Origin of the sequence: Rugamonas fusca (assembly GCF_014042365.1) — a bacterium.
Taxonomy (GTDB): Bacteria; Pseudomonadota; Gammaproteobacteria; order Burkholderiales; family Burkholderiaceae_D; genus Rugamonas; species Rugamonas fusca.
In genome coordinates, this window is the sequence record NZ_JACEZS010000015.1 from 123,131 (window position 1) to 148,099 (window position 24,969).

The 24,969-nt window shown below is 66.1% G+C and carries 24 protein-coding genes; 17 read left to right on the forward strand and 7 right to left on the reverse strand.

Going from position 1 to position 24,969, the window contains the following annotated elements; translation table 11 throughout:
- Window positions 1-121: 121 nt before the first annotated feature.
- Window positions 122-1,531: a metallophosphoesterase family protein gene (locus tag H3H36_RS17720; protein ID WP_182219424.1), complete on the reverse strand. Its 1,410-nt coding sequence runs from the start codon at window positions 1,529-1,531 to the stop codon at window positions 122-124.
- 206 nt (window positions 1,532-1,737) lie between these two features.
- Between H3H36_RS17720 and H3H36_RS17725 the strand changes: the two genes are divergently transcribed.
- Both H3H36_RS17725 and hrcA read left to right on the forward strand, forming a co-directional pair.
- A complete protein-coding gene (locus H3H36_RS17725) occupies window positions 1,738-2,445 on the forward strand; it encodes an HAD family hydrolase (protein ID WP_182219425.1) in 708 nt (235 codons plus the stop codon).
- A 75-nt stretch (window positions 2,446-2,520) separates the two neighbouring features.
- Window positions 2,521-3,537 (forward strand): heat-inducible transcriptional repressor HrcA, encoded by a 1,017-nt coding sequence (hrcA, locus tag H3H36_RS17730; protein WP_182219426.1) that lies wholly within the window; start codon window positions 2,521-2,523, stop codon window positions 3,535-3,537.
- Between the two features lie 63 nt (window positions 3,538-3,600).
- On the opposite strand, the gene fur is transcribed toward hrcA, so the two are convergent.
- Entirely contained in the window at window positions 3,601-4,029 is a 429-nt protein-coding gene (fur, locus tag H3H36_RS17735) for a ferric iron uptake transcriptional regulator (protein WP_182219427.1), read from the reverse strand.
- 78 nt (window positions 4,030-4,107) lie between these two features.
- Here fur and H3H36_RS17740 point away from each other — a divergent pair, with 78 nt between their 5' ends.
- From H3H36_RS17740 to H3H36_RS17760, 5 genes are read left to right on the forward strand one after another with little or no spacing between them, the layout of a single operon-like run.
- Window positions 4,108-4,662: an outer membrane protein assembly factor BamE gene (locus H3H36_RS17740; RefSeq protein ID WP_182219428.1), complete on the forward strand. Its 555-nt coding sequence runs from the start codon at window positions 4,108-4,110 to the stop codon at window positions 4,660-4,662.
- Between the two features lie 31 nt (window positions 4,663-4,693).
- Window positions 4,694-5,503, forward strand: a complete 810-nt coding sequence (gene dapB, locus H3H36_RS17745; protein ID WP_182219429.1) for a 4-hydroxy-tetrahydrodipicolinate reductase — start codon at window positions 4,694-4,696, stop codon at window positions 5,501-5,503.
- Between the two features lie 20 nt (window positions 5,504-5,523).
- The gene (locus H3H36_RS17750) at window positions 5,524-6,210 is read left to right on the forward strand and encodes a MotA/TolQ/ExbB proton channel family protein (RefSeq protein ID WP_182219449.1); all 687 of its coding nucleotides are present in this window, start codon (window positions 5,524-5,526) and stop codon (window positions 6,208-6,210) included.
- Between the two features lie 55 nt (window positions 6,211-6,265).
- On the forward strand, window positions 6,266-6,691 hold the full coding sequence (locus tag H3H36_RS17755; protein WP_182219430.1) for an ExbD/TolR family protein: 426 nt from the start codon (window positions 6,266-6,268) through the stop codon (window positions 6,689-6,691).
- On the forward strand, window positions 6,691-7,017 hold the full coding sequence (locus H3H36_RS17760; protein WP_182219431.1) for a barstar family protein: 327 nt from the start codon (window positions 6,691-6,693) through the stop codon (window positions 7,015-7,017). The genes H3H36_RS17755 and H3H36_RS17760 overlap by 1 nt, the downstream gene beginning before the upstream one ends.
- 81 nt (window positions 7,018-7,098) lie before the next feature.
- Here H3H36_RS17760 and map read toward each other — a convergent pair whose 3' ends face one another.
- The 3 genes from map to H3H36_RS17775 are packed head-to-tail and all read right to left on the reverse strand — an operon-like array spanning window position 7,099 to window position 9,126.
- Window positions 7,099-7,899, reverse strand: a complete 801-nt coding sequence (map, locus tag H3H36_RS17765) for a type I methionyl aminopeptidase (RefSeq protein ID WP_182219432.1) — start codon at window positions 7,897-7,899, stop codon at window positions 7,099-7,101.
- Window positions 7,886-8,161, reverse strand: coding sequence for a ParD-like family protein (locus tag H3H36_RS17770; RefSeq protein WP_182219433.1), 276 nt, complete (start codon window positions 8,159-8,161; stop codon window positions 7,886-7,888). The genes map and H3H36_RS17770 overlap by 14 nt, the downstream gene beginning before the upstream one ends.
- Before the next feature lie 44 nt (window positions 8,162-8,205).
- Window positions 8,206-9,126 (reverse strand): LysR family transcriptional regulator, encoded by a 921-nt coding sequence (locus H3H36_RS17775; RefSeq protein WP_182219434.1) that lies wholly within the window; start codon window positions 9,124-9,126, stop codon window positions 8,206-8,208.
- A gap of 79 nt (window positions 9,127-9,205) precedes the next feature.
- Between H3H36_RS17775 and H3H36_RS17780 the strand changes: the two genes are divergently transcribed.
- Window positions 9,206-10,198, forward strand: coding sequence for a quinone oxidoreductase family protein (locus tag H3H36_RS17780; RefSeq protein ID WP_182219435.1), 993 nt, complete (start codon window positions 9,206-9,208; stop codon window positions 10,196-10,198).
- A gap of 52 nt (window positions 10,199-10,250) precedes the next feature.
- On the opposite strand, the gene H3H36_RS17785 is transcribed toward H3H36_RS17780, so the two are convergent.
- Complete coding sequence (locus H3H36_RS17785; protein ID WP_182219436.1) at window positions 10,251-10,616, reverse strand: VOC family protein; 366 nt, start codon at window positions 10,614-10,616, stop codon at window positions 10,251-10,253.
- A gap of 138 nt (window positions 10,617-10,754) precedes the next feature.
- Here H3H36_RS17785 and leuS point away from each other — a divergent pair, with 138 nt between their 5' ends.
- The 9 genes from leuS (at window position 10,755) to H3H36_RS17830 (ending at window position 24,763) form a co-directional block, all read left to right on the forward strand.
- Window positions 10,755-13,490 (forward strand): leucine--tRNA ligase, encoded by a 2,736-nt coding sequence (gene leuS / locus H3H36_RS17790; RefSeq protein WP_182219437.1) that lies wholly within the window; start codon window positions 10,755-10,757, stop codon window positions 13,488-13,490.
- Between the two features lie 3 nt (window positions 13,491-13,493).
- The gene (locus H3H36_RS17795; protein WP_182219438.1) at window positions 13,494-14,063 is read left to right on the forward strand and encodes an LPS-assembly lipoprotein LptE; all 570 of its coding nucleotides are present in this window, start codon (window positions 13,494-13,496) and stop codon (window positions 14,061-14,063) included.
- A 12-nt stretch (window positions 14,064-14,075) separates the two neighbouring features.
- Window positions 14,076-15,092, forward strand: coding sequence for a DNA polymerase III subunit delta (gene holA, locus H3H36_RS17800; RefSeq protein WP_182219439.1), 1,017 nt, complete (start codon window positions 14,076-14,078; stop codon window positions 15,090-15,092).
- A gap of 69 nt (window positions 15,093-15,161) precedes the next feature.
- The gene (locus tag H3H36_RS17805) at window positions 15,162-16,427 is read left to right on the forward strand and encodes a glutamate-5-semialdehyde dehydrogenase (protein ID WP_182219440.1); all 1,266 of its coding nucleotides are present in this window, start codon (window positions 15,162-15,164) and stop codon (window positions 16,425-16,427) included.
- A 14-nt stretch (window positions 16,428-16,441) separates the two neighbouring features.
- Window positions 16,442-16,870, forward strand: coding sequence for a CopD family protein (locus tag H3H36_RS17810; RefSeq protein ID WP_182219441.1), 429 nt, complete (start codon window positions 16,442-16,444; stop codon window positions 16,868-16,870).
- Window positions 16,871-16,941: 71 nt separating this feature from the next.
- Window positions 16,942-18,144 carry a THUMP domain-containing class I SAM-dependent RNA methyltransferase gene (locus H3H36_RS17815; protein WP_375539603.1) on the forward strand — a complete coding sequence of 401 codons (1,203 nt, stop codon included), beginning with the start codon at window positions 16,942-16,944 and terminating at the stop codon, window positions 18,142-18,144.
- Window positions 18,145-18,732: 588 nt separating this feature from the next.
- Window positions 18,733-20,886 (forward strand): HDOD domain-containing protein, encoded by a 2,154-nt coding sequence (locus H3H36_RS17820; RefSeq protein ID WP_182219442.1) that lies wholly within the window; start codon window positions 18,733-18,735, stop codon window positions 20,884-20,886.
- A gap of 4 nt (window positions 20,887-20,890) precedes the next feature.
- Window positions 20,891-23,161: a putative bifunctional diguanylate cyclase/phosphodiesterase gene (locus H3H36_RS17825; RefSeq protein WP_375539604.1), complete on the forward strand. Its 2,271-nt coding sequence runs from the start codon at window positions 20,891-20,893 to the stop codon at window positions 23,159-23,161.
- Between the two features lie 6 nt (window positions 23,162-23,167).
- A complete protein-coding gene (locus tag H3H36_RS17830) occupies window positions 23,168-24,763 on the forward strand; it encodes an SEL1-like repeat protein (protein WP_182219443.1) in 1,596 nt (531 codons plus the stop codon).
- 3 nt (window positions 24,764-24,766) lie between these two features.
- On the opposite strand, the gene H3H36_RS26710 is transcribed toward H3H36_RS17830, so the two are convergent.
- On the reverse strand, window positions 24,767-24,969 hold a 203-nt coding region (locus tag H3H36_RS26710; protein WP_220459772.1), incomplete at its 5' end, for a hypothetical protein.

Consider the following 24,969-nt stretch of genomic DNA (forward strand, 5'->3'; position numbering starts at 1 on the left):
GGCGCGCAACGCAGTGCGCATACTACACGCGCGGGCCATATTTTAGTGCATTTGGTAACAGCGGCGGGCAAACCCTTGTAACAGCCTGTGTCCGGGCTGGCCGGCGCCTGGCCCGCCAGCGTCAATGCACGCGGGTGTGTGCGCACACGGAACGCTTGCCCCGCACCTGGCAGGTGTTGCGCACGGCGCCGCGGGCATCGTGCACCTGGACTTCCCAGCTGTCCGGGCCGCGCCGTTCCATGGTCATGAAGCCAAAGCCGTCTATCCACGCGCTCAGCTGCTCGATGACGGCGCCCGGCGCCGGGCTGGTGCCGGGCGGCAGCGGATCGGGAATGGGCACGATGTCCTCGGCTGTGCCGGAAAAGCCGGCAATGAACTGGCTGGGATGGCCGCTGCTGAAGCTGACCTGCTGCCACAGGTGGACGTGGCCCGACAGCATCAGCTCCACATTGTCGGGCAACAGCCGCGGGTTGATGGCGCCAAAGCTCTGGATCAGGCCCGCGTCGCCCAGCAGCAGGCGCAGCTTGCCGGCGTCCTTCAGGTCCGCGCCTATGCCCAGCAGCGGGTGGTGCTCCACGCCTATCGTGTGGCGGGCGCGGCGCGCCAGTGCGTCCAGCTTGCGGTAAGTGTCCTGGTAGTGGGCCAGGCCGGCGTCGCCGGGCTGGAAGCCGCGCCAGGTGGTGGCCGCCGTGTCGAACACGAGCAACTGGCTGTCCGCGCCCAGCGGCACCGTGTAGGGATCGCTGTAGTCGCCACGGTCGTCGTTGGCCGCCGCGTCGCAGTCGCGGCCCGGCAGCAGCGGGCGGGGATCGAGGAAACGCCACCAGCCCTGGCCGGCCCGCGTGCAGCTTTCGTGATTGCCGCGCGCCACCACCCACGGCGCGGCCCGCAGCAGCGCGGCGCCCGGCGCAAACAGGTCGGCCCGCCAGGCATCCCAGCCATAACCCCACGGGCTGCCGGCGCAGCCCTGGTCGCCGGCCGGGCACGGGTTCTCGCGGTAGTGGAAGTCGCCCACGTGGATCACCAGGTCGGGGTGCCACGCGGCGGCGGCGGCGGCCACGGTGGCGAAGGGATACTGGGCCGCGTCGTTGCAGGCCTGGAAAGCATCATCTTTCTTGAGCAGGCGGCAGCCCGTGTCGCCCAGCACCACGATGCGGTGCGGGTCGGCGGGCGGCAGCGGCAGCGGCCGCCCCTGCACGCTGGCGCTGGCCACGCCGGCCGGCAGCGCCGCTTCGCACACGCGCACGTCGAACACGGACGGCTTGGACAGCTCCGGCGGCGACACGGTGGCGCGCTGGGCGATGGTGGCCGGCGCGGCGCGCAGCGTCATCGGATGGGCCTTGCCGTCGAGCACGATGGCGGGGCAGGCCGGCGCCTGCGTGAGCACGCGCGCCACGGCCGCGCCATCCGCGCCCAGCACGACGTAGGACGTGAACGGCGTGTCATCGCCCGCCGGCGGGGCGGCGGCGCAAGCGGCCAGCAGCAGAGCGACGGCCAGCGTGGCCAGACGAAGGGGAAGGCGGAACGGCACGGGAACTCCTCAGTGATGTAGCTGCGAATTTACCATGCCGGCCGGCGCCCGGTGGATGCCCGGCCGATGCCCGTCCCGTGGGCGGCGGCCGGCCACCAGCGGCGCGCGTCCTCACGGCCCGGCGGCGCGACGCAGGCCGCGACCGTGTCCGTCACGGCAATTGATGCGACAATACCGCCTTCCTTTGTCGCCATTGCCGTTCCCCCATGCCCACCGTCCGCCCGCAAGCCCTGCTGTTCGACCTCGACGATACCCTGTGGCCGATCGCGCCCGTGATCGCGCAGGCCGAACTGGTGCTGCACGCCTGGCTGGCTGAACACGCGCCCGCCGTGGCCCGGCAATTTTCCATCGCCGACCTGCGCGCGCGCCGCATGGCCTTGCTGGCGCGGCGCCCGGAACTGATCGTCGACCTGGCGCACCTGCGCCGCGTGGGGCTGGAGGAAGCGTTCGCGCTGGCCGGCGCGGACGCGCGCCACATCGATGAAGCGATCCGCATCTTCCTCGTGGCCCGCAACGCCGTCACGCCCTACGACGACGTGCTGCCGGCGCTGGGCCGGCTGCGCGCGCGCTGGCGGCTGGGCACCATCACCAACGGCAACGCGGACCTGGAAAAGATCGGCCTGGCCCACCATTTCGACGCCTCCCTGGCCGCGCCCCAGTTTGGCCGCGCCAAGCCCGATCCGTCCATCTTCCTGGCCGGCTGCGCGGCGCTGGGGGTGGCGCCCGGGGCGGCCGTCTACGTGGGCGACGACCTCAAGCTGGACGTGATCGGCGCCCAGCAGGCCGGGTTGCGGGCCGTCTGGCTCAACCGCCATGGCGGCAACGACCATGAGGAACTGGGTGTCGCGCCTGACGCCATCTGTGCCACGCTGGCTGAATTGGAGACGTGGCTGCATCAACTTGGGACCGAATGATGGCGCAAGCGCGCCGCGAGCGTGCATAATAAGCGGGTGACCCAGTTTGTTGCCGGCCCGCCGGCCTAGAGAAATATGCAACTCGATACCCGCGCCCAAACCCTGCTCAAAGCCCTGATCGAGCGGTACATCGCCGACGGCCAGCCGGTCGGCTCGCGAGCGCTGTCCAAGATTTCCGGCCTCGACCTGTCGCCGGCCACCATCCGCAACATCATGGCCGACCTGGAGGAACAGGGGTACGTCGCCAGTCCCCACACCTCGGCCGGACGCGTACCCACGCCGCGCGGCTACCGCATCTTCGTCGACACGCTGCTGACGGTGCAGCAGCTCGACGAGCAAGCCGTGGAAGCGCGCATGCGGCTGCAGGCGCCGCAGCCGCAGAAGATGATCTCCAACGCGGCGCAGATGCTGTCGCAGCTGTCGCAGTTCGCCGGCGTGGTGATGAGCCCGCGGCGCGAATCGATATTCCAGCAGATCGAATTTTTGCGCCTGTCGGAAAAGCGCATCTTGCTGGTGATCGTCGGCCCCACGGGCGACGTGCAGAACCGGCTGTTGCTGACGGACGTGGACTACACCCCGGCCCAGCTGACCCAGTCGGCCAACTACATCAACCAGAACTACGGCGGGCTGGCGTTCGACGAAGTGCACCACCGCCTGCAGGGCGAGCTGCGCCAGCTGCGCGACGACATGGGCCGGCTGATGCAGGCGGCCGTGGAAGCGGGCAGCGAAGCGATGGCCGACAGTTCGGAGGACATGGTGATCGCCGGCGAGCGCAATTTGCTGTCGGTGAGCGATCTGTCATCGAACATGACGTCGCTGCGCCAGATGTTCGACATGTTCGAGCAGAAGACGGGACTGATGCAATTGCTCGACGTATCGAGCAAGGCCAGCGGGGTGCAGATCTACATCGGCGGCGAATCGAACCTGGTGCCGATGGACGAGATGAGCGTGGTGACGGCGCCCTACACGGCCAACGGCAAGATCGTCGGCACGCTGGGCGTGATCGGCCCCACCCGCATGGCCTACGAGCGCGTGATTCCGATCGTGGACATCACGGCCAAGCTGCTGTCGAACGCGCTCAGCCACCACTAAAGAATCGGGGACGGACTCCGGTTTTCCCGCACGGGAAAACCGGAGTCCGTCCCCGATTTTTGGTCAGTGCTTGTGCGGGCAGGCCGTCTTGACGCAGTTGCCGTAGATGGCCAGCGCGTGCTCGGCGATCTTGAAGCCGCGCTCCTCGGCGATCTTTTGCTGGCGCTGCTCGATCTCGTCGTCGAAGAACTCTTCCACCCGGCCGCAGTCCAGACAGACGAGGTGGTCGTGGTGCGAACCTTCGTTCAACTCGAAAATGGCCTTGCCCGTCTCGAAATGGTTGCGGTTGAGCAGGCCGGCCTGCTCGAACTGGGTCAGCACGCGGTAGACGGTGGCCAGGCCCACATCCATGTTGTCAGCCAGTAATATTTTGTAGACATCTTCGGCCGTCAGGTGGCGTACCGGGCTGCTTTGAAAAATATCCAGGATCTTAAGGCGGGGCAGGGTCGCTTTCAGGCCGCTGGCCTTGAGGTCGGTAGGATTGTTACTCATGTTTCTTACTCGGATGTGGTTCATGTGCTTTATGATATAGCGTTTTGGCACTTCCGCTCAATTCAATTGAGGACACTTATGCGCGTCACCCAGGCTTTACCGCAGTCTTTGTTGCACCGAATTTCACGCCGCGCGCCCCTGCTGGCGGCCGCCGTTTGCGTCGCGCTGGCCACGTCCGGCTGCGCCACCCGCAGCGCGCTGGGCGAAAAACTGAGCGATGCCAAGCACGAGAGCGCCCCCGTGGCGGCCGATGGCGCGCAGACCACGACCATCACCAAGTTCCAGAAGTTCATGTGGTTCTTCTCGCCCTACCGTCCCGACATCCAGCAAGGCAACTTTGTCTCGGAGGAAATGTTGTCTCAGTTGAAAGTCGGCATGACGCGCGACCAGGTGCGTTTCATTTTCGGCACGTCGCTGGCGGCCGACATCTTCCACGCTGACCGCTGGGATTACCCGTTCCGCCTGGCCAAGGGCGACGGCGAAATCACCACCAGCCGCGTGACCGTGTTCTTCAAGGATGGCAAGGTCGATCATTATGAAGGCGGCCATCTGCCGACCGAGAAGGAATACATCGCCCGCATCGCCGGCCCGGCCCCCGTCGTCAAGGAAGACCCGCCGGCCACCAGGCAGTAATTGAACAGTTTTCACAGATAGAGCTTAGAGCATGAATCCATTGAACATCGCCATCGCCGGCGCCGGCGGCCGCATGGGCCACATCCTGATCGAAACCATTTTGCAAACGCCGGACGCCCGCCTGGCCGGCGCCCTGGACCGCGCCGGTTCGCCCGGCCTGGGTGCCGACGCGGCCGCCTTCCTGGGCCAGGCCAGCGGCGTGGCGATCGAGTCCGACCTGGCCAAGGGCCTGGCCGGCGCCCAGTACCTGATCGACTTCACCCGGCCCGAAGGCACGCTGGCCCACCTGGCTTACTGCGCCGAGCACGGCATCAAGATGATCATCGGCACCACCGGCTTCGATGAAGCGGGCAAGGCCGCCATCGCCGCCGCCGCCAAGAAGACGGCCATCGTGTTCGCGCCCAACATGAGCGTGGGCGTGAACGTCACGCTCAAGCTGCTGCAGCAGGCTGCCAAGGCGCTGTCCGTGGGCTACGACATCGAAGTGATCGAGGCGCACCACCGCCACAAGGTCGATGCGCCGTCCGGCACCGCCCTGAAAATGGGGGAAGTGATCGCCGACGCGCTGGGCCGCGACCTCAAGCAATGCGCCGTCTATGCGCGCGAAGGCGTGACGGGCGAGCGCGATCCGTCCTCGATCGGCTTCGCCACCATTCGCGGCGGCGACATCGTGGGCGACCACACCGTGCTGTTCGCCGGCACCGGCGAGCGCATCGAGATCAGCCACAAGTCCAGCAGCCGCGTCACCTACGCCCACGGCGCGCTGCGCGCGGCCCGTTTCCTGGCCGACAAGGCCACCGGCCTGTACGACATGAACGACGTGCTGTCGCTCAACGATTGAACCTGGAAGCCGCCGCGCCGATGACGCCCAACCTCGACTCCAGCTTCAACCTGGCGCGCTACTGGGAGCAGGGCGACGCCGTCAGCCACGCCGTCGCTTACCTGTTGCTGGCCATGTCGCTGGCCAGCTGGTTCTGCATCCTGGCCAAGGGCTACGCAGCGTGGCGCATCCGCCGCGCGGCGCCAGCCGTGCAGGCGTTCTGGGACGCGCCCACCATGCATGATGGCGTGGCCGCGCTGACCGAGGCCGATCCCGAACTGGTGTACGCGCCGCTGGCGCAACTGGGCGCGGCCCAGCTCAAGGTGGCGGGCCGGCCGTCGCTGGGCGGCGAGATGGGCCACGCGGAGCAGGTCACGCGCGTGCTGCGCGCGGCCGTGCAGCGCGTCACGGCCCGGCTGGAGGCGGGGCTGACGCTGCTCGCCTCCATCGGGTCCACCGCGCCTTTCGTCGGCCTGTTGGGCACCGTGTGGGGCATTTACCATGCGCTGGCGGCCGTCTCGACGGCTGGCACGGTGCAGATCGACAAGGTGGCCGGTCCCGTGGGCGAGGCGCTGATCATGACGGCCATCGGCCTCACGGTTGCCATTCCCGCCGTGCTGGCCTATAACGGTTTCAACCGGGTCAACCGCCTCACGCTGGCCGAGCTCGATGCGTTCGCGTTCGACTTGCACGCCTACCTGACGACGGGCGAGCGGGCCCGCACCTAACGTCCATCACAGCGGGCCGGCCCGTCCGGCCCCGCGCATCACGCCGGGAGTAGCGATGGCCTTTGGCTCATTCAACCACCACCGCCAGCAAGGCCCGATGGCCGACATCAACGTCACGCCCATGGTGGACGTGATGCTGGTGCTGCTGGTGATCTTCATCATCAGCGCGCCCATGTTCACGCACGCCGTCAAGCTCGATCTGCCCAAGGTGCAGGCGCAGGCCAATCCACAGCAGGCGGCCAGCGTGTCGCTGGCGATCGATGCCAGGGGCCAGGTCTACTGGAACGATGAAGCCGTGGCGCCGGCGGCGCTCGACGCGCGCCTGGCCGCTGCCAGCAAGCTGGACCCGCAGCCGGAATTGCAGCTGCGGGCCGACAAGAACACGCGTTACGAAGTGGTGGCCCAGGTGATGGCCGCCGCCCAGACGGCCGGCTTGAGCAAGCTCGGTTTCGTTACCGAACCACCGAAAGAGAAAAAATAATGGCTACCGCAGAAATCAATGGCGCCGCGATCGTCGACTTCCCCACCTTCCACCAAGCGTGCCAGCAAGCGCTGGGCTTCCCCGACAGCTACACGGGCACCATGGATGCCTGGGTCGATTGCCTGAGCTACTTGCGCGACGAGGATGGCATGACGCGCTTTCGCCTCAAACCCAACGAACTGCTCGACATCGTGATCGTGGACGCCGAGGCGATGCGGACGCAAGTGCCCGACATCCTGGAGGAAGTCACCTACTGCGTGGCCGGCATCAACGAGCGCTACGAGGACTACGGCGAGAAGCCGGCGCTGCGGCTGGTGTTGCGCTAGCGTGCGCGCGCCTGCGCGCGCGCAAGCACCGTCCGCCCACGCACGCCGGTTGCGCGTGCGTGCGGCGCGTCACTGCCACACTTACCTGGCCTGTCCGGCCAGCTCCGCCGGCGCCAGCGTCAGCACCTCGTAGCCGCCGGCCGTCACCACCACCATGTGTTCCCACTGGGCCGACAGCGAGCCGTCGCGCGTTGCCACGGTCCAGCCGTCGTCCAGTTCCACGGTCGAGGCGCGGCCGGCGTTGATCATCGGTTCGATGGTAAACAGCATGCCCGGCTTGAGCACCATGCCGGTGGCCGGCTTGCCGTAGTGGCGTACTTCCGGCTCCTCGTGGTAGACCAGGCCGATGCCGTGGCCGCAGTAGTCGCGCACCACGGAAAAGCCGGCTTGCTCGGCCACGCTCTGGATCGCATGCCCCACGTCGCCCAGCGTGGCGCCCGGACGCACGGCGCGGATGCCGGCCCACATGGCGTTGTAGGTCACGTCCACCAGCCGCTTGGCCGTCTTCGATGGCGTGCCCACGTAGTACATGCGGCTGGTGTCGCCATGCCAGCCGTCGCGGATCACGGCCACGTCGATGTTGATGATGTCGCCATCCTTGAGCACTTCATCGGGTGACGGGATGCCGTGGCATACCACCTGGTTGACGGAGGTGCACACGGTGGCGGGGAAACCGCTGTAACCCACGTTGGCGGGGATGGCTTGCTGTACCTTGACGATGTACTCGTTGCACAGCCGGTCCAGTTCGGCCGTGCTCACGCCGGGCTGCACGTGCGGCTCGATCATGGTCAGCACGTCGGCCGCCAGCCGGGCCGCCACGCGCGCTTGTTCGATCTGTTCCGGCGTCTTGACCAGGATGGCCAGCGATTTACGCTTGTTCATGCGCACCTCCCAGTACTTTCATGGCGGCGGCCAGCGCCGCGTCATGCAGCTCATCGTGCTCGCGCGGCAGCGTCACGCCGCCTTCCTGCGCGGCCCGCAGCAGCAGCTGGCAGATGTCGCTGTAGCGCAGGTCCGGGTTGGTTTCGGCCAGCAGGCCGATGCGCAGCCAGTGTTCGGCCTGCGCGTTGATGGAGCGGTTCAGCGCACCGCTGGCGATGCGCAGATTCTCATGCATCTGGCTGGAGATTTTGACGATGCCCATGGGGATGAGTGCCTTTATACGTTTTATATACGAAACGTATATTATCACAGGCCTGGCGTCGCCGCTGGCCAGCCTTCGCCCGACAGCAGTTGCTGCTCGCTGGCGATCAGCGCCGCCACCACGTCGGCCACCAGCCGCACCCGCGGCGAGCGCCGCACGTCCGGATGCATGACCAGCCAGATCTGGCGCGGCGCGGGACGGGTGGGCGCGGGCAAGGCCACCAGCCCGGCGTCAATCCGGCCGATGAAATGGGGCAGGGCGGCGATGCCCAGCCCCGCGCGCGCGGCCTGCCACAGGGCCGTCATGTCGTTGCTGCGCAGGATGAAGCGGCGTCCCGCCGCCACCCCTTCCAGCCATTGCTGGTGCGGCACCAGCCGCAGGCTGTCGTCGTAGCCGAGGAACTCCCACTGTTCCGGCGCCCGTTCGGCGTAACGGGGCGCCGCGTACATGCCGTAGCCCATCGCGCCCAGCGGGCGCGTCACCAGCCCCGGTGCGCTGGGGCGCGAGAGCCGTAGCGCCAGGTCGGCCTCGCCGCGCGCCAGGTTCACTTCGCGCGTCTCGCCCATCACTTCCAGTTCAATGCCGGGCCAGTCCTGGCGCCGCGCGGCCAGCCGGGGCACCAGGAAGTGGGCGGCCATGCCCGGCGGCGCCGACAGCCGCACCGTCCCCTGCAGCGACGACACGCCCAGCGCCACGCGGGCGAAGGCCAGTGCCTCGTCTTCCAGCTTGCGGGCCTGGTGCGCCAATGTCTCCCCTTCCGGCGTCAGGGCCCAGCCGCGCGGCAGACGGTCGAACAGGCGTACGGCCAGCGCCTGCTCCAGCGCCTCCACCCGGCGTGCCACCGTGGAATGCTCCACGCCCAGCTTGCGGGCGGCTGCCGACAGGCTGCCCAAGCGCGCCAGGGCCAGGAAATGGCGCACGTCGTCCCATTGCAAGTTGCCGAATGATTGTTTTTGCACAGACATTGTGTGATTTTTGAGAATTGTTGTTGATTTATGCGCAGTGTAACCTGAAGTCCGTCCCATCAACTTCAAGGAGAACTTCATGGACAAGGACATCAACAACAAGGCCGGCCAGATCCTGATCCACGCCTACGGCGACGCCAGCGTGCTGGAACACGCCAGCGTCACGCTGCCGCCACCGGGCGAGGGCGAGATCCGGGTGCGCCACACGGCCATCGGCGTCAACTTCGTCGACATTTATCACCGCAGCGGCCTGTATCGGCTGCCGGCCCTGCCCGCCGGACTGGGCGTGGAGGCGGCCGGCGTGGTGGAGGCGCTTGGCCCCGGCGTGCAGGGGCTGGCCGTGGGCCAGCGCATCGCCTACGCCGGGCCGCCCACCGGCGCCTACAGCACGGCGCGTAACCTGCCCGCCGCCAAGGCCATCGCCCTGCCCGGCGAGGTGGCGGACGACACGGCGGCCGCGCTGCTGCTGCGCGGGATCACGGCCCACATGCTGTTCCAGCACGTGCGGCCGCTGCGGGCCGGCGAGACGGTGCTGGTGCAGGCGGCCGCCGGCGGCCTGGGGCTGGTGCTGGTGCAGTGGGCCAAGGCGCTGGGCGCGACCGTGATCGGCACCGTCAGCAGCGAGACCAAGGCCGCGCTGGCACGCGAACATGGGCTGGATTACGCCATCAACTACCGTGAGCGGGCTGTGGCGGACGCCGTGCGCGAATTGACGGACGGGCGCGGGGTGGACTACGCCATCGACGGCATCGGCGGCCAGACTCTGGCCGAGACAGTGCGGGCCGTGCGTCCGTTCGGGATGGTGGCCAGCGTGGGGCAGGTCAGTGGTGAAGTCCCGCTCGACCTGTCGCTGCTCGGTGGCGGCAGCAACGTGGCGTTCGCGCGGCCCAGCGTGTTCGGGCTGATGGCCGATGCGCGGCTTTATCGGGAGGGCGCGCAGGCCACGCTGGCGCAGCTCCAGGGCGGCCTGCGTGCCACGGTGACCGAGGTGTTGCCGCTGGCGCGGGCGGCCGACGCCCACCGCCGGCTGGAGAAGGGCGCCAACACGGGCGCCATCCTGCTGCGGCCCTGAGTTTGGATGCTGGCCGCGCGCCGGCCCGGCGCAGGACCAGCGCCGGCGCTGCTCAGCGCACGGCTTGCAGGTCGAAGTGGGGATTCTGGATCAGGCCCAGCACGTTGCCGAACGGGTCATTCAGTTCGGCCACGCGGATGCCGTCGCCCACGTCCTGCACGGCCGCGTGCACGGTGGCGCCCAGCGCGAGCAGGCGCGCCACGTCGGCCTCGATATCGTCCACGCCCCAGTAAGCCTTGGCGCCGGTCTGGCCGGGTTGGCCGTCCGGCACCAGGCCCAGTTCAAAGCCGCCCACGGCAAAGCCCACGTAGAACGGCTGGTCGAAATAGGGCGCCACGCCGAAGGCCTGGGTGTACCAGTCCTTGCCCTGGGCCAGGTCCGGCGCGGGGTAGATCACGGTGCGTAATCCCTTGATCATGGTTGTCTCCCTTGTCATGTTAAGAAAACCATATCATGCCACGTCCATCCCCGCAGTGGGCGCTGGCCGCGCCCGCACGCTCAGCCTGGCCGCGAACCAGTATAATGTCCGGTTCATAGTCACTTTTGGCCGCACATCATGCAAGATAAATATAGTCCCGCCGACGTTGAAAAAGCCGCCCAATCCCACTGGAAGGCGATCGACGCCTACAAAGCCGTCGAAAACGATCCCCGTTTCCCCAAGGGTAAGTACTACGCTTGCTCGATGCTGCCTTACCCTTCGGGCAAGCTGCACATGGGCCACGTGCGCAACTATACGATCAATGACGTGATGTACCGCTACCTGCGCATGAACGGCTACAACGTGCTCATGCCCATGGGCTGGGATGCCTTCGGCATGCCCGCCGAGAACGCGGCCATGGCCAACAACGTGCCGCCCGCCCAGTGGACCTATTCCAACATCGCCCACATGCGCGAGCAGATGGAATCCATGGGGCTGGCCATCGACTGGTCGCGCGAGATGACGGCCTGCAAACCCGAATACTACAAGTGGAACCAGTGGATGTTCCTCAAGATGCTCGAGAAGGGCATCATCTACAAAAAGACCGGCACCGTGAACTGGGACCCGATCGACCAGACCGTGCTGGCCAACGAGCAGGTGGTCGATGGCCGCGGCTGGCGTTCGGGCGCGCTGATCGAAAAGCGCGAAATCCCCATGTACTACGCCCGCATCACGGACTACGCCGATGAACTGCTGGAATACGTGGACACCAAGCTGCCCGGCTGGCCCGAGCGCGTGCGCACCATGCAGACCAACTGGATCGGAAAGTCGACCGGCGTGCGCTTCGCCTTCCCGCACCAGATCAAGGACGCCGCCGGCGCCCTGATCGGCGACGGCAAGCTGTACGTGTTCACCACCCGTCCCGACACGGTGATGGGCGTGACCTTCTGCGCCGTGGCCGCCGAGCACCCGCTGGCCGTGCACGCCGCGCAGACCAACCCGGCGCTGGCCGCCTTCAACGCCGAGTGCAAGCTCGGCTCCGTGATCGAGGCCGACATGGCCACCATGGAGAAGAAGGGCATGCCCACCGGCCTGTTCGTCACCCATCCGCTGACGGGCGCCCAGGTGGAAGTGTGGGTCGGTAACTACGTCCTGATGACCTACGGCGACGGCGCCGTGATGGGCGTGCCGGCCCACGACGAGCGCGATTTCGCGTTCGCCAAAAAATACGATCTGCCCATCAAGCAGGTGATTGTCAGTCCAGAACTGGAGGCTGTTCAGGAGCGAATGCTGCGAATCCAGAGAGGCCAGGAGGACGGTAGTAACGGAATCCTTGAAAACGTACGTCGTGAATTGGCATTGTTTGAGTTTTCTACTGATGAATGGAAGACCTGGTACGAAACAAAGGAAGGACGTTGCGTCAATTCTGGCATGCTCGATGGAATGTCATTTGCAGAGGCAGTAGATGCGGTAGCAAATGAGTTATCTATTCGCGGCCTGGGCGAGAAGAAGGTCACGTTCCGCCTGCGCGACTGGGGCGTATCGCGCCAGCGCTACTGGGGCACCCCGATTCCGATGATCCACTGCGACGATTGCGGCTCCGTGCCCGTGCCGGAAAAAGACCTGCCGGTCGTGCTGCCGGAAGACTGCGTGCCGGACGGCAGCGGCAATCCGCTCAACAAGCATGAAGCCTTCCTCAAGTGCGACTGCCCCAAGTGCGGCAAGCCGGCCCGCCGCGAGACGGACACCATGGACACCTTCGTCGATTCGTCGTGGTACTACATGCGCTATACCTCGCCCGGCTCGAACGAGTCCATGGTCGACGCGCGCAACGATTACTGGATGCCGATGGACCAGTACATCGGCGGCATCGAGCACGCCGTGATGCACTTGTTGTACGCGCGCTTCTGGACCAAGGTGATGCGCGACTTCGGCCTGGTCAAGTTCGACGAGCCGTTCGTCAACCTGCTGACCCAGGGCATGGTGCTCAACGAAACCTACTACCGCGAGGATGAAGCGGGCAAGAAGACCTGGTTCAACCCGGCCGACGTGGACCTGACGCTGGACGACAAGGGCCGCCCGCAAGGCGCGACCCTGAAGACGGACGGCCAGCCGGTGCACATCGGCGGCACCGAGAAGATGTCCAAGTCGAAGAACAACGGCATCGACCCGCAAGCCCAGATCGAGCAGTACGGCGCCGACACGGCCCGTTTGTTCACCATGTTCGCCTCGCCGCCGGAACAGACGCTGGAATGGTCGGGCAGCGGCGTGGAAGGCGCCAACCGCTTCCTGCGCCGCGTGTGGGCCTACGGCTACGCACAGGCGTCCCGCATCGGCGCCGCGCTGGGCGCACCGGCCGCGCCGGTGGCCACCGAGCCGCAGAAGACGCTGCGCCGCGAACTGCACAAGATCCTGCAGCAGGCCGACTACGACTTGAAGCGCATCCAGTACAACACCGTGGTATCGGCCTGCATGAAGATGCTCAACACGATGGAATCGGCCAAGCTCGACGACAGCGCCGAATCGAACGCGCTGGTGGCCGAAGGCTTCTCCATCTTCCTGCGCCTGCTCAATCCTGTGGCGCCGCACATCACCCACGTGCTGTGGGAAGAACTGGGCTACGGCAAAGTGTTCGGCGACCTGCTGAACGCGGCCTGGCCACAGGTGGACCCGGCCGCACTGGAGCAGGCCGAGATCGAGATGATGATCCAGGTGAACGGCAAGCTGCGTGGCAGCGTCACCGTGCCCAAGACGGCCGACAAGGCGGCCATCGAGGCGGCCGCGCTGGCCAACGAGGCGGTGCAGAAGTTCATCGAAGGCACGCCGAAGAAGGTCATCGTGGTGCCGGGCAAGTTGATCAACATCGTGGTGTAAGCGATGGCGGCCACCACTTGCGTGTCGTGGCGGCGCTGGGGCGCGCTGCTGGCGCTGTCCCTGTCGTTGTCCTCGACCTTGACCGCCTGCGGCTTCCACCTGCGCGGGGAGGGTGGCCATTACACGCTGCCGTTCCCGTCGCTGTACGTGGGCTTGCCGGAGTCGTCGCCGCTGGCGATTGACCTCAAGCGCAACATCCGCGCCAACGGCGGCACCACCGTGGTGGCCAACGCCAAGGACGCCGATGGCGTGATCGATGTGCTGAGCGATCCGGAAAAGACGCGCAGCAAATCCATCCTGTCGCTGAACAGCAATGGCCGGGTGCGTGAATACCTGCTGGCCTACACCATCATGTTCCGCGTGCTGGACCGCCAGGGCAACGAGCTGCTGCCCGCGACCACGATTTCGCTGAACCGCCCCATCACCTTCAACGAAACCCAGTTGCTGGCCAAGGAGCGCGAGGAAGCCTTGCTGTACAAGGACATGCAGACCGACCTGGTGCAGCAGATGATGCGTCGTATCGCGGCCGTCAAGCCGGTGCAGATGTCGGTGCCGCCGGCCAGCCGGCAGTAGGCAGGGGGCTGCATGCAATTGCGACTGGAAGCGCTGGAAGGCCACCTGGCCAAGCAGCTGGCGCCGCTGTACGTCGTCACCAGCGATGAACACCTGCTGGCGCTGGAGGCAGCCGACAAGATCCGCCGCGCCGCGCGCGCGCAAGGCTATTCCGAGCGCGACGTGCTGACGGTGGAGCGCACCTTCAAATGGGGCGAGCTGCTGGCGGCCAACCAGGCCTTGTCGCTGTTCGGCGACAAGAAGCTGATCGAGCTGCGCATCCCCAGCGGCAAGCCGGGCAAGGATGGCGGCGCGGCGCTGCAAAGCTATGTGAAGGACCTCAGCCCGGACAACCTGACGCTGATCACCCTGCCCAAGCTGGACTGGCAGACGCAGAAGGCATCCTGGGTGGCCAGCCTGCAGCAGGCCGCTGTCTACATCGACATTCCGCAGGTGGAGCGCAACCAGCTGCCCAACTGGATCGGCCAGCGGCTGGCCGCGCAAGGCCAGAGCGCCGACCGCCAGAGCATCGAGTTCATCGCCGACCGGGTAGAGGGCAACCTGCTGGCCGCGCACCAGGAAATCCAGAAACTGGGCCTGCTGCACGAGCCGGGCCGCCTGGCGTACGAGCAGGTGCACGACGCCGTGCTCAACGTGGCCCGTTACGACGTGTTCAAGCTGAGCGAAGCCATGCTGGCCGGCGATCCGGCCCGGCTGGTGCGCATGCTGGAAGGCTTGAAGGGCGAAGGCGAGGCGCTGCCGCTGGTATTGTGGGCCGTGTCCGAGGAAATCCGGACGCTGTTAAAATTGAAAGCGGGGATGGCGCAGGGCCGTCCCCTGGGCGCACTGCTCAAGGAATACCGCATCTGGGGTCCGCGCGAGCGCATGATGGACCCGGCCCTGCGGCGCATTTCGCTGCCCACGCTGGAGGCGGCCATGAAGGATGCGGCGCAGGTGGATAAAATGATCAAGGGCCTGCGGGCCAAGGCGTTCTCCGGCGACGCCTGGGACGCCATGCTGCAGCTGGCGCTGAAGGTGGCGCGCGGCTGATGGCATGGGCGCCGTGCCGTATGCATCATGGGGCGCCGACGAATTATGGACAGCATCTACGGGACGAGTATGGACATCAAGCAGTACATGGAACAAGTGGGCCAGCAGGCGCGCGCCGCGTCGCGCGCCATGGCCAAGGCCGACAGCGCCACCCGCAACCGCGCGTTGCTGTTGATCGCCGAGGCGATCGAGCGCGAAGCGCCGGCCCTGCGCGCGGCCAACCAGCTGGACCTGGACGCGGCCCGCGCCGCCGGCCTGGCGCCGGCCATGGTGGACCGCCTGACCCTGTCGGAAGCGGCCATTGCCACCATGGTTGAAGGCTTGCGCCAGATCGTCGCGCTGCCTGACCCGATCGGTGAAATCTCCGGCATGAAGTTCCGTCCGTCCGGCATCCAGGTGGGCCAGATGCGCGTGCCGCTGGGCGTGATCGGCATCATTTACGAAGCCCGTCCCAACGTCACCGTGGACGCGGCCGGCCTGTGCATCAAGAGCGGCAACGCCACCATCCTGCGCGGCGGCTCGGAAGCGATCCACTGCAACCGCGCGCTGGCCAAGCTGGTCAAGGAAGGCTTGCTGGGTGCCGGCCTGCCCGAGAACGGCGTGCAGGTGGTCGACACCACCGACCGCGCCGCCGTGGGCGCCATGATCACCATGCCGCAGTTCGTGGACGTGATCGTGCCGCGCGGCGGCAAGGGCCTGATCGCGCGCCTGATGGAAGAGGCCACGGTGCCCATGATCAAGCACCTGGACGGTATCTGCCACGTCTACATCGACGCCAAGGCCGACCTGCAAAAGGCGCTGGACATCGGCTTTAACGCCAAGTGCCACCGCTACGGCACCTGCAACACCATGGAAACGCTGCTGGTAGCGCGCGCCATCGCGCCGCGCGTGCTGCCGGAGCTGGCCAAGCTGTACGCCACCAAGCAGGTCGAGCTGCGCTGCGACCCCGAAGCCATGGCCATCCTGGCCGGCTACCCGCACCTGGTGGCCGCCACCGAGGAGGACTGGGCCACCGAATACCTGGCCGCCATCCTGTCGGTGAAGGTGGTGGAGGGCATCGACGAGGCGATGGACCACATCAACCGCTACTCGTCCAAGCACACTGAATCCATCATCACCGAGGACTACACGGACGCCATGCGCTTCCTGCGCGAAGTTGATTCCGCTTCCGTGATGGTGAACGCCTCGACCCGTTTCGCGGACGGCTTCGAATACGGCCTGGGCGCCGAGATCGGCATCTCCAACGACAAGCTGCACGCGCGCGGCCCGGTCGGCCTTGAGGGGCTGACGTCGCTCAAGTACGTGGTGTTCGGCCACGGCGAAGTACGCAAATAAAGACAAGGAGTCCCATGCTCTGGATTAAAGCGCTGCACATCTTCTTCATCATCTCCTGGTTCGCCGGAATCTTTTACCTGCCGCGCATCTTCGTCAACCTGGCGCAGGAAACGGAGACGGTGGCCACCGAGCGGATGCTGATGATGGCGCGCAAGCTGTTCCGCTTCATGACGATGCTGATGGTGCCGGCCATCGTGTTCGGCGCCATCTTGCTGTATTTGCAGTACAACGGCCCGGACGGCTTCGCCATTCCAGGCTGGATGCATGCCAAGCTGGGACTGGTGGTGCTGGTGCTGGGCTACCACCACGCCTGCGGCTCGTTGTTGAAGAAGTTCGAAAACGGCGCCAACAAGCGCAGCCACGTGTGGTATCGCTGGTTCAACGAGGTGCCAGTATTGATGCTGCTGGCCATCGTGATGCTGGTGGTGGTCAAGCCGTTCTGAAGTTTTTTGCAGTAAAGGTGCATACGGTATAAACGGTATGCTGGTTTTTTAACGGATAAAAGGTACACCTGATGACTTCCTATTTTTGCCCATGCCCGCGCGGCATGGAAGCGGCGCTGGCCGAAGAACTGGGCGAAATCGCCCAGCAAAGCCCCACCCTCAAGGTGCACAACCAGGTGCCCGGCGGCGTGCACTGCTCGGGCGACCTGTACGACGCCTACCGCATCAACCTGCACTCGCGCATCGCCTCGCGCGTGCTGATGCGCATGGCCGTGACGGGCTACCAGAACGAGAACGACATCTACGACCTGGTGCTGGCCCAGCCCTGGGAAGACTGGTTCACCTACGACCACACGATCCGGGTCGACGTCACGGCCGTCAAGTCGCCGCTGAAAAGCCTGGAATTCACCACGCTCAAGATCAAGGACGCCATCTGCGACCGCTTCCGCGACCAGTTCAACAAGCGTCCCTCGGTCAATACGCGCGAGCCGGACATGCGCATCGTCGGCTTCCTGGACGCGCGCCAGTTCATCATCTACCTCGATACCTCGGGCGAGGCGCTGTTCAAGCGCGGCTGGCGCGAGGAGACGGGCGACGCGCCGCTGCGCGAGAACCTGGCCGCCGGCCTGCTGCGCGTGTCGGGCTGGAAGCCGGGCGTGCCCCTGTTTGACCCCATGTGCGGCTCCGGCACCATCCTGTGCGAAGCGGCGCAGATGGTGCAGGGCATCCCGCCGGGCGCGCGCCGCCGTTTCGCGTTCGAGAAGTTCATCGGTTTCGATCCGGCCCCGTGGCAAGCCATGAAGGCGGCCATCAAGCCCAATCCGCTGCCGGCCACGCCGACCATCTTCGGCAGCGACATTTCGGGCGACATGGTGGCCATGGCGCGCCACAACCTGCGCTGCGCCGGCATCCTGTTCGAGGTGCCGCTCAAGCAGATCGAGGCGCAGGAAGTGAAGGCGCCCACCGAGCAGCCGGGCATCCTGCTGACCAACCCGCCGTACGGCGAGCGGATCGGCGTGCGCGGCGACAGCACGCTGGCCGAGGATGAACTGGCCGTCAGCTTCTATTCGGCGCTGGGCACCACGCTCAAGCAGCGCTTCGCCGGCTGGACCGTGTTCCTGTTCACGGCCGACCTCAAGCTGCCGCGCATGCTGCGCCTGAAAGAGGCCCGCAAGACGCCATTCTTCAACGGCGCGCTCGAATGCCGCTTGTTCCGCTTCGACATGGTGGCCGGCTACAACCGCCGCGAGGAAGCCAAGCCCAAGGCGGAGTGACCGTGGCGGGGGCCCCGGCCCCGCCATTTCATTTGCGGCCAGTGCAATGCTGGTCGCCCATTTGTGCTGCAAACGCAACGATTTCGTGGCGGTGCCGCAACGCCGCCCATCCTGTTTCCGCAACGCCCGCTACGCCCGTGCATGGTTTTTTCGCGACACCGGGGCCGCTTCCTCCATCGCGCGCCAACCGCCTGTTTTTTTCCGCTTGTCCTTACCGTGACACTGCTGTTATAAGGGAAATGCTGTCATCCGTATCACATTACGGCGTGCCGCCATCGGCCGAACAGAGGGGAATTAGTATGGCTACTCTTGCATTATGGTTGACGTCTCGCTATTAGCGGCGCATGCTACTACGCCAAACGGGTCGATTAATATTTACCGCAGGAAACCAGTGCGTTTAAACAGGAATTTTTATTGCCGATAAGTTATTTTTTGTGAACGATATGCTAAGATAACTTTCAGCAATATGGATGGCTGCCCCACGAGGGCGGTCGCAGGTGACGCAAACAGCAGAACAATAACCGTGGCGGCGTGGTACCCAGGAACGCTGCCCCCATTCGACATCCATTGGCGGCAATGCTTGATACGATGCATCAATCAGACCAGGACATACGCAATCGCTTGCTGATCGCGCGTCTGCCGGCCATGCCGCAGATACTCATCAAGTTGATCGAGCACTTGCAGGCCGATGACGCCGGCATGCCGGAACTGGCCGCCCTGATCGCCAAAGATGCCGGCATGACGAGCAAGATCCTGACCGTCGCCAACAGCTCGGCCTACCACCGCAACACGCGCGCCGTGAACCTGGAGCAGTCGCTGGTGTCGCTGGGTACGGACATGATCAAGACGCTGGTGATCAGCGAATCCGTGTTCCAGACTTTTAACAGCTTCCCCCATTCCGGCAGCACCGACCTGCGCAGCTTCTGGAAAAACTCGCTGACGACGGCCGTGCTGGCGCGCGATATCGCGCGCCAGATGGACTATCCGCACGTGGAGGAAGCCTACCTGGCCGGCCTGCTGCACAACGTCGGTCGTCTCGCTTTACTGGCCACGGCGCCCAAGGAATACGCCTACAACTTCATGGCGCGCGACGACGAGGACTTGTGTGTGGTGGAGCAGCGCACGCTGCAGATCACCCACTCGGAAGCGGGCGCCTGGCTGATCGAACGCTGGCACCTCGATTCCTTCCTGGCCGACAGCGTGCTGTATCACCATGAACCGATCGCCCGCCTCGAATCGGCCCATCCCCTGATCCGCATCGTGCGCCTGGCCCATTTGCTGGGCTGCCACGCGGACGAGAACGCGCAGGCGCTGGACGCCGCGGCCCAGTTGTGCGGCCTCGATGGCGGCGCGCTGGAGCAGGTGGCCAAGACGGCCGAGCGCCAGGTGGAAAAATCGGCCGCCCACCTGGGCATCGACCTGGCCGGCGCCGACGACATCGCCACCCCGCCGGCCTACGCGCCGCCGCCGCCGGTGGACCCGGTGCAGCAGCGCCTGTCCGAGGAAGTGCGCAACATCATGCTGGTGTCCGAGATGGGGCAGACCTTCGCCCGCCAGCACGGCGAGACGGGCTTGCTCGATTCGATGACGCGCTCGGCGCGCATCCTGTTCGATTTCGATACCACCGTGGTCTTGCTGGAAAACCCCACCGGCCACGCGCTGGTGGGCATGGCCGGTGGCGAGCAGCAGCAGCGCCTGGCCGAGTTCTCCATCGCCCTGGGCAAACCGGGCCTGGTGGCGCAGTCGGCCAACGAGCGCAAGCTGGCCTACCTGAGCCGCAACGACGCGGGCCTGAGCCTGGCCGAGGAACAGCTGTTCCGCATCCTCGGCACGGACAGCCTGGTATGCCTGCCGCTGGTGGCCAACCAGCGCTGCCTGGGCGTGATCATCGGTGGCGCGGCCAGCTGGCAGATGCCGCACTTGCAGAAGCGCGAGCGCTTCCTGCAATCGTTCGGCACCCAGGCCGCCGCCGCGCTGGAGACGGCCATCAGCGAGCGTGGCCACGCCAAGCGCCAGATCGCCCACGTGGCCGAGGAATACCGCGAAGCGTCGCGCCGCGTGGTGCACGAGGTGAACAACCCGCTGTCCATCATCAAGAACTATTTGTCCGTGTTGGACAGCAAGCTGGCCCGGCGCGAGCCCGTGGTGGGCGAGATGTCCATCCTGAACGAAGAGATCGACCGCGTGGGCCAGTTGATCAACGGCCTGGCCGACCTGCAGCCGACCGAGACGTCGCGCGTGACGGACGTGGCGCGCGTGGTGGACGACGTGCTGCGCCTGTTCCGCGCCACCGACTTCGTGCCCGCTTCCGTGCAGATCCTGGTGCGCATGCAGGAGCAGCCGGCCGAGATCGACGGCGACGCCGACATGCTCAAGCAGATTCTCGTCAACCTGGTCAAGAACGCCGTCGAGGCGCTGCCCAACGGCGGCAAGATCGAGATCGCCAACCGCGGCTACGTGAACCGCGAGCGCCGGCTGTACCTGGAGCTGGTGGTGTCCGACAGCGGCCCTGGCCTGTCGCAGGAAGTGCTGGCCAACCTGTTCTCCGTGGTCCGCAGCAGCAAGGACGGCGCCCATCATGGCCTGGGCCTGTCCATCGTGCACGGCCTGGTCAAGAAGATGCAGGGTCAGATCACCTGCCGCTCGGGCAACACGGGCACCGCATTTGAAATTCTGCTGCCCGCCCGTGGCAGCACCAGCCAAGTCGCCGGCGTGAACACGCGGGCGATGGATTCCGTTTAAGGCCATGATGAACCTGCCCCCAGACAGCGTCGCCGCTGCCATCGATCCCAACCCGGCCACGGCCCAGATGGCCGTGGCCCTGGCCGGCGACAACTGGCCCCGTTTGCTGCTGGTCGACGATGAACCGCGTTTGCTGTCGTCGCTGTACGAATTGCTGCGCGACCGCGACTACCACCTGGTCACGGCCACCTGCGGCAGCGAGGCGCTGGCCCAGCTCAACAAGCTCAAGTTCGACCTGGTGCTGCTCGATCTGCGCCTGCCCGACATGAGCGGCCATGAGATCATGGACTTCATCAACGCCAAGGACATCGCGGCGGACGTGATCGTGATGAGCGGCGACGTGGGCATCGAGGCCGCCATCGGCGCGTTGAAGCGGGGCGCCTACGATTACCTGCGCAAGCCCTACAGCCGCGAGGAATTGCTCAAGACGGTGGAGAACGCGCTGGCCCAGCGCAAGCTGGCCCAGGACAATGCGCGCATCGCCTCCAAGCTGGAAAACTCGGAGAAGATGTACCGCTACCTGGTCGACAGCTCGCCCGACATCATCTACACCCTGAACCACGAGGGCAAGTTCACCTTCGTCAACGACCGCGCCCAGCAGCTGCTGGGGTTCACGCGCGAAGAACTGATCGGCAAGCACTACTCCATCCTCGTGCACGACGAGGACCAGGAACGGGCGCGCTATGTGTTCAACGAGCGCCGCGTGGACGAGCGGGCCTCGCGCAACGTGGAGCTGCGCCTCAAGTGCAACACGGGCAATGGCGTCGAGCGCACCTTCAACAACACCCTGATGACAATCTCGCTCAACGCGATCGGCATGCACGTGCCCGACCAGGACATCAAGCAGCGCGAATTCTTCGGCACCTACGGCGTGGCGCGCGACATCACGGACCGCAAGCGCGCCGAGGAAGTGATCTCCTACCAGGCCTACCATGACATCCTGACCGACCTGCCCAACCGCATGCTGTTCAAGGACCGCCTGGGCCTGGCCGTGATCCAGGCCAAGCGCAAGCTGACGGAACTGGCCGTGATGTTCGTCGACCTGGACCGCTTCAAGCTGGTCAACGACACGCTGGGCCACGTCAAGGGCGACGAGTTGCTGCAGCTGGTGGCGCTGCGCCTGAAGGATTGTTTGCGCCGCGGCGACACGCTGGCGCGCCAGGGCGGCGACGAATTCACCATCGTGCTGCCCGAGCTGCGCGACCGCCAGGATGCCAAGGCCATCGCCGACAAGTTCCTCGAATGCCTGCACAAGCCGTTCGACCTCGATGGCCATGAAGTGCACATCTCGGCCTCGATCGGCATCGCCATCTATCCGAGCGATGGCGAGACCATCGACGAACTGCTGCGCCATGCGGACATCGCCATGTACCAGGTCAAGGCGCTGGGCAAGAATGGCCACAGCTTCTACCACAACTCGATGCTCGACGTGTCGCACCAGAAGATCGCGCTCGAACAGAGCCTGCGCAAGGCGCTCGAGCAGAACGAGCTGGAAATGTACTACCAGCCGCAGGTGGACGTGGCCACGGGCCGCATCATCGGCGCCGAAGGGCTGATGCGCTGGAACCACCCGCAGCGCGGCCTGCTATCGGCCGGCGAATTCCTGCCGTTCGCCGAGGACAATGGCCTGATGCTGCCGATCTCGGACTGGATGCTGGGCGCGCTGTGCCGCGATCTCCTGCTGTGGAACGCGGCCGGCGGCGACGCCATCCGCCTGTCGCTGAACCTGTCGCCGCAATACCTGGACCGGGGCGACTTCTTCGAGAAGATGCGCGGCGCGCTGACCCGCTACGGCATTTCGCCGGCCCAGATCGAAGTGGAGATCACGGAGAACATCTGCATCCGCAATCCCCAGTACGCGATCGAACAGTTGAACAAGCTGTGCCAGCTGGGCGTATCGGTGGCCATCGACGATTTCGGCACCGGCTACTCGTCGCTGTCCTACCTGCACCGCTTCCCCATCCACACCATCAAGATCGACCAATCGTTCGTCAAGGAGATCCACGACGAGCAGGGCCACTATCCCGTGATCCTGGCCATCATCTCGATCGCGCGCGGGCTGGGCCTGCACCTGGTGGCGGAAGGCGTGGAGACGGACGTGCAGGCGCGCTACCTGGAAGCGAACGGCTGTACCACCATGCAGGGCTATCTGTACCACCGGCCGATCTCGCTGTCGCACTTCATCCACGTGCTGCAGGAGCAGAACCGCATGAGCGCGCCGGCCAGCGCCGCGCCCGTGATGCAGGCGCCGTCCATGATCGCCATCCAGGCCTGATCGCCGATGCAGAAATACCACCCGACCGAGGCCGACGCTTCAGCCGGCAGCACCTACACCGCGGAATACCTGCGCGTGCGCGGGCTGGCCGAGCGCGGCGTGGCCAACGCCCAGCACAGCCTGGGCTTCATGTACTTCAATGGCCAGGGCGTGGAGCAAAGCTATGAGCTGGCCGTGGCCTGGTATCGCCAGGCCGCCAACGCGGGCCTGGAACACGCGCAATACAACCTGGGCGTGATGTACCAGAAGGGGCAGGGCGTGGAGCAGGATTACCTGGAAGCGGCGCGCTGGTACCAGCTGGCGGCCGAGCAGGGTTACGCGGCGGCCCAGTACAACCTGGGCTGGCTGTACGCCAAGGGCCAGGGCATCGAACAGGACAGCGCCAAGGCCATGCACTGGTTCAGCAAGGCGGCCGAGCAGGGCGACGCGGGCGCCCAGAACAACCTGGGCATGATGTACGACACGGGCAAGGGCGTGCCGCAGGACTTCCGCCAGGCCATCCAGTGGTATCGCAAGGCGGCCGAGCAGGGCTATGCGCGTGCCCAGTTCAACCTCGGCCTGCGCTACGACAACGGCCAGGGCGTGCCCAAGGACGCGGGCCAGGCCATGTCGTGGTTCCGCAAGGCGGCCGACCAGGGCTATGCGCCGGCCCAGTTCAACCTGGCGCTGCGCTACGACAAGGGCGACGGCGTGGCCCAGGACAGCCAGCAAGCCATCCGCTGGTACCGCCGCGCGGCCGAGCAGGAGCACGCCAGCTCCCAGTTCAACCTGGGCCTGATCTACGACAATGGCCAGGGCGTGCCGCGCGACGAACAGAAGGCGATGGACTGGTACCGCAAGGCGGCCGAGCAGGGCCACGCGGCGGCCCAGAACAACCTGGGCCTGCGCTACGACCATGGCCAGGGCGTGGACCAGGATTACGAGCAAGCCCACTTCTGGTATCGCAAGGCGGCCGAGCAGGGCTTCCCCGCCGCCCAGTACCACCTGGCCATGCTGTACGACTGCGGCCACGGCGTGCCGCAGGATGCGCAGGAAGCTGTGTTCTGGTACCGCAAGGCGGCCGACCAGGGCCATCTGCGGGCCCAGTTCGACCTCGGCCTGCGCTACGAGAACGGGCAGGGCGTGCCGCAGGACTTGCGCAAGGCGCTGGCCTGGTACCGGCGCGCGGCCGAGCAGGATTACGCGGCCGCCCAGTACATGCTGGGCCGGCTGCACGACAGCGATGACGGCCCCGCGCCCGACTGCGTGCAGGCCGGCGACTGGTACCGCAAGGCGGCCGAGCAGGGCCACACGCTGGCCCAGTTCACGCTGGCGCTGCGCTACGACACGGGCCATGGCCTGGCGCGTGACTACGCCCAGGCCCAGCACTGGTATCTGCAGGCGGCCTGCCAGGGCCATGCGCGGGCCCAGCTCAACCTGGGCCTGATGCTGCTGGCCGGCCAGGGCGCGCCCGCCGACGCGGGCCAGGCCTGGATCTGGCTGACCATGGCGGAGCGGGCCGGCGCCCCGGCCGCCGCCAAATACCGGCAACTGGCCGCCGGCCGGCTCGATCCGGCCGGCCTGGCCCAGGCCCGCGAACAGCTGGAATTGTTGCCCGGCTGACTACTAAAAAGCGGGGTCAGGTCCGGCATCGTGCCAATTTGGCAGATTGCCGGACCTGAACATCCCGCCCGGATTTTCAAATGCTTTTTGGTTCGAAGCCAGGTAAGCGATACTCGCGTTGACCGTGCAGCATGGACCACAGTACTCGGCATAGCTGCCGTCCCAAGGCGCGTACAGCCTGGTTGTGGGCTTTGCCTTCGCTACGT

Excerpts from the sequence above, each read along its gene's own strand:
- H3H36_RS17810 (WP_182219441.1), top strand. The coding sequence starts at position 16,442 with ATGCTCTGGATTAAAGCGCTGCACATCTTCTTCATCATCTCCTGGTTC.
- map (WP_182219432.1), bottom strand. The coding sequence starts at position 7,899 with ATGAACAAGCGTAAATCGCTGGCCATCCTGGTCAAGACGCCGGAACAG.
- H3H36_RS17725 (WP_182219425.1), top strand. The coding sequence starts at position 1,738 with ATGCCCACCGTCCGCCCGCAAGCCCTGCTGTTCGACCTCGACGATACC.
- H3H36_RS17740 (WP_182219428.1), top strand. The coding sequence starts at position 4,108 with ATGCGCGTCACCCAGGCTTTACCGCAGTCTTTGTTGCACCGAATTTCA.
- leuS (WP_182219437.1), top strand. The coding sequence starts at position 10,755 with ATGCAAGATAAATATAGTCCCGCCGACGTTGAAAAAGCCGCCCAATCC.
- H3H36_RS17815 (WP_375539603.1), top strand. The coding sequence starts at position 16,942 with ATGACTTCCTATTTTTGCCCATGCCCGCGCGGCATGGAAGCGGCGCTG.
- H3H36_RS17750 (WP_182219449.1), top strand. The coding sequence starts at position 5,524 with ATGACGCCCAACCTCGACTCCAGCTTCAACCTGGCGCGCTACTGGGAG.
- dapB (WP_182219429.1), top strand. The coding sequence starts at position 4,694 with ATGAATCCATTGAACATCGCCATCGCCGGCGCCGGCGGCCGCATGGGC.
- H3H36_RS17755 (WP_182219430.1), top strand. The coding sequence starts at position 6,266 with ATGGCCTTTGGCTCATTCAACCACCACCGCCAGCAAGGCCCGATGGCC.
- H3H36_RS17770 (WP_182219433.1), bottom strand. The coding sequence starts at position 8,161 with ATGGGCATCGTCAAAATCTCCAGCCAGATGCATGAGAATCTGCGCATC.
- H3H36_RS17795 (WP_182219438.1), top strand. The coding sequence starts at position 13,494 with ATGGCGGCCACCACTTGCGTGTCGTGGCGGCGCTGGGGCGCGCTGCTG.
- H3H36_RS17820 (WP_182219442.1), top strand. The coding sequence starts at position 18,733 with ATGCATCAATCAGACCAGGACATACGCAATCGCTTGCTGATCGCGCGT.
- holA (WP_182219439.1), top strand. The coding sequence starts at position 14,076 with ATGCAATTGCGACTGGAAGCGCTGGAAGGCCACCTGGCCAAGCAGCTG.
- fur (WP_182219427.1), bottom strand. The coding sequence starts at position 4,029 with ATGAGTAACAATCCTACCGACCTCAAGGCCAGCGGCCTGAAAGCGACC.
- H3H36_RS17805 (WP_182219440.1), top strand. The coding sequence starts at position 15,162 with ATGGACATCAAGCAGTACATGGAACAAGTGGGCCAGCAGGCGCGCGCC.
- H3H36_RS17780 (WP_182219435.1), top strand. The coding sequence starts at position 9,206 with ATGGACAAGGACATCAACAACAAGGCCGGCCAGATCCTGATCCACGCC.
- H3H36_RS17785 (WP_182219436.1), bottom strand. The coding sequence starts at position 10,616 with ATGATCAAGGGATTACGCACCGTGATCTACCCCGCGCCGGACCTGGCC.
- H3H36_RS17830 (WP_182219443.1), top strand. The coding sequence starts at position 23,168 with ATGCAGAAATACCACCCGACCGAGGCCGACGCTTCAGCCGGCAGCACC.
- H3H36_RS17760 (WP_182219431.1), top strand. The coding sequence starts at position 6,691 with ATGGCTACCGCAGAAATCAATGGCGCCGCGATCGTCGACTTCCCCACC.
- H3H36_RS17825 (WP_375539604.1), top strand. The coding sequence starts at position 20,891 with ATGATGAACCTGCCCCCAGACAGCGTCGCCGCTGCCATCGATCCCAAC.
- H3H36_RS17775 (WP_182219434.1), bottom strand. The coding sequence starts at position 9,126 with ATGTCTGTGCAAAAACAATCATTCGGCAACTTGCAATGGGACGACGTG.
- hrcA (WP_182219426.1), top strand. The coding sequence starts at position 2,521 with ATGCAACTCGATACCCGCGCCCAAACCCTGCTCAAAGCCCTGATCGAG.